Here is a 1,320-nt window from a genome sequence, read left to right on the forward strand (position 1 = left end):
GTGTTCGTACTCGGTTGGGATAGCGTTGTCGTAGAAGGCTGGTCGTCCTGTTTCCTGGTCGGCTTTGTTGTGGTCTTCTTCGGCAAGATCGTTGACTTTGGCGAGTTGATCTTGGCCAAAATTGCACTGCCTGGCGATTTTTAGCGGATCGTCAGGCAGTTGCTTTTTGGTGTGGAGGTACCACTCGAGCATTTTTCGTTGGCGTTCCCCAGACCTGCCTCGGTGCGCATCGGCGATGCGTTTGAGCTGGGCGTTGATGCCGCCTTCAAGACTGTTTGTCGTTGAAGCCCAGCGTTGAGGATCAAGCGCATGCGGTGGTGGCTGCAGGTAGGTAAACAGCCAATTGTTGCGCGATAGGTGCAGCAGTGAGTTGTAGGCTTTGCGTACCCGCAGGTGAGTCCATTCCCACTGGTTATTGAGTGTTCGGCGCTCTTTTGGCACGGGTGTTTTCTCGTTGAGGAATGTTTTGAATACCTGACCGAAGTCGTGCAGGCGCAGCGTCCACTCCCGTGCCTGGTCGAGCGTGGTGACACGGGTTAGTTTCAACGCCAGTGTGTAGATGGCTTTGCCGGCGTCGGTACGCGGCCGCGAGGTGGTGTAGCGGCGGATGACGCGTTGCGCATGAACGAGGCAACGCTGAATCATTGCGTTTGGCCAGCAGGCTTTAATCGCGGTGAGTGCGCCTTGTCCGCCGTCGAGGACGACGCAGAGCGGCTCGGCGATTTTGCGAAGTAGCTGCGTGTATGCGTGGGCGGTTTCGTGTTTGGTCCAGTGCCACGCAATGACGTGGTCGCGGCTGGCTGCCACAAGCAGACAGCCAGCTGCGGTGTAGGTGCCGTCGATGAAGATCTGATCGTAGACGCGCTGCAGGGCACCGTCGTTGGGGATGTCGATGAGCCAAAACGGTTCGAATCGGCGATCAAGCGTCCAGCGACTCACCCTTTGTTGCCCGGCGAGTTCAGACAACGTTGCTGTGGAGGTGGCATAGGAGACGAAGGCTTTAAAGTTGCGGGCCTGCGTGCGATCGGTGCGGGTTCGTGTTGTGGAGCTACCGCAGTTCGGGTCTTTGCACCGCCACCTGGTTGTGCCTTTGGATGTGGTTCCGTTTTTCTTCATTTGCCCAGTACATACCGGGCATCGTGGCCTGTTTTTACTCACCCGGAAAGCACACCAACCCCCGACTAGCACATGGGGGTGCCATTCCGATGGATTGAACACGAAACGCGCGGATATAAGCACCAAGACCTTATATCCGCCCGATTTACCCAACCTGAGCAGCAAGATCACTGTAACTCAGACACACTTTTTGCTACTTAACCC

The 1,320-nt window shown here is 56.5% G+C and carries 1 protein-coding gene; it reads right to left on the reverse strand.

Annotated features, from left to right (window positions below):
• A partial coding sequence (locus tag MHX61_RS11205) for an IS1249 family transposase (protein ID WP_370658423.1) occupies window positions 1-1,158 on the reverse strand: 1,158 nt, incomplete at its 3' end.
• Between the last annotated feature and the right edge of the window lie 162 nt (window positions 1,159-1,320).

The sequence above is a fragment of the Corynebacterium sp. ACRPF genome (assembly GCF_022347395.1).
In the GTDB taxonomy this organism is placed as follows: Bacteria; Actinomycetota; Actinomycetes; order Mycobacteriales; family Mycobacteriaceae; genus Corynebacterium; species Corynebacterium tuberculostearicum_D.